The organism is methanotrophic endosymbiont of Bathymodiolus puteoserpentis (Logatchev), from assembly GCF_900128525.1.
GTDB lineage: Bacteria > Pseudomonadota > Gammaproteobacteria > Methylococcales > Methylomonadaceae > Methyloprofundus.
Window position 1 is genome coordinate 1 of sequence record NZ_FQTQ01000030.1, and the last position, 1728, is coordinate 1728.

The window sequence follows — 1728 nt, forward strand, 5'->3', positions numbered from 1 at the left end:
AGAACCCTTATGGTCATACTTTGTTGATTCTTTCTCTACTGGTTTAGAACCCTTATGGTCATACTTTGTTGATTCTTTCTCTACTGGTTTAGAACCCTTATGGTCATACTTTGTTGATTCTTTCTCTGCCGGCTCGTAGTCTTGCATAACATCTTCTACAAACTCATACAGTGTTCTCTTAATAGACTCCTTTTTTATGTGCTCTTCGTATATAATATTTATTCTGGCAGTTTCATCCGCAAGATATTTATCAGCTTTAGCATGGCTCGCAAGGCGCACCTCTTCTTTGGCACTAGTCCTAGCATTAGATAAGACAATGGCATTATTATAATCGTCTAAGATAGCAGTATAGGCTTTATTTACCTTAATCTTTAATTCAACAATATCACTCTGATAGCTGCCCACTCCAGTTGAGTTTCCAACTATAGTAATTCTCCTTAATATATTATTAATCGAATTACGCTGGGCACTCATCCAGTTTTTCATGCCCGCAGCACGGTCCACTTCTTCCGAAAAGGTTCTTCTTAATTTTTCGGCATCACTGACTAATCTAATCTTATGTCCTGTACCATTGACTAACGGTAACAAATGCTTCTCTACAAACTTTGATAAATCATAAAGGGGCATTTGGTTTTTAATACGGTGATCCTGCAAATACTCAAACTTTAGCTGAGCTTTATATCGTAGGCTATCAAGGTCATGATAAAGAGTTCTAGTTATAGATATAGCATGGACAGCGCTATCATGAATCCTAGATGAATCTCTCTCAGCAATAGAATCTGCATCAGATTTCATTTTGTCACTATGATCCTTAGCTGCTTTAAGTAATGTTTGCCGCTTCCAATCTAGGATAGTAGTATCATTTGAAACATCATTGTTACCTTCATCAGGTACAGGAGCATCCATGCTAATAGGGAAGTCGTCAAATACATCAGCGACAGCGTAATTAGGCAATACCAATAATAATGGTACTGCCAGTAAAATTAATTTTTTCATTTTATTCTCCAATTTAAAATAAGTACCTAGTGTGTGAACGAAAAATCCAGACATCTTGATACATAAGGGCTATAGAGATTTATTCTGTTTGAAGTTTTTTTCAAAAAATACCAATGTCAGCATAATCTGCTATATATTAGACGTTTTAGCCTTTTTTAAAAAAACTTCAAATGATTATTTCCTCTGAAACTATTATCTAGCTATTCAGCGTAACTTAAAATCATAACACATTGATTTGGTTCTGTCGCAAGAACTAGTGAAAGCCAGCAATTCTCAATTTAGGAGTATCAATATAAATCAATTAGTTACAGTTCTTTTATATTTCGATCCTGAGTGATTTTTCAGCACTCAGCGCCTTTTCTATGAAAAAAAGGCACTTTTCTCAATTTTAATTCCAGTTTGTGTGATTTTTATTGAAATTACTTAATAATTTAAAATCTCAGAAGCCTGTATTTAAGCTATGTCCAAGCATAAGTTATTGAATTTCTTTAAATTGAGAATTGCTGAGTGAAAGCGAAGAGCGCCTTGTCTTCAGGCATAACTATCCTGCTAAAGCCATAAATTGCTTATAAGCAGGCATATTTTCCTCGGACAACTGTCTCTTCCGAATCATATGTGCTGTTTCAATTCCTGCAATCGTTGCTTGAGCGGAGTGAAACGCTTTAAATCCCATCATTGGTTTGGTTATTTTTTTGATAAATCGATGGTCCTGTTCGATAATATTATTCAAAT

At 34.9% G+C, this 1728-nt stretch carries 2 protein-coding genes; both read right to left on the reverse strand.

The annotated features are described in order from the left end of the window. Nucleotides 1-996, reverse strand: a 996-nt coding sequence (locus BQ7314_RS01805; RefSeq protein WP_174481996.1) for a hypothetical protein, incomplete at its 3' end; no start/stop codon positions are given. Nucleotides 997-1537: 541 nt separating this feature from the next. Beyond that, nucleotides 1538-1728, reverse strand: a 191-nt coding sequence (locus tag BQ7314_RS01810; protein WP_174481997.1) for a DDE-type integrase/transposase/recombinase, incomplete at its 5' end; no start/stop codon positions are given.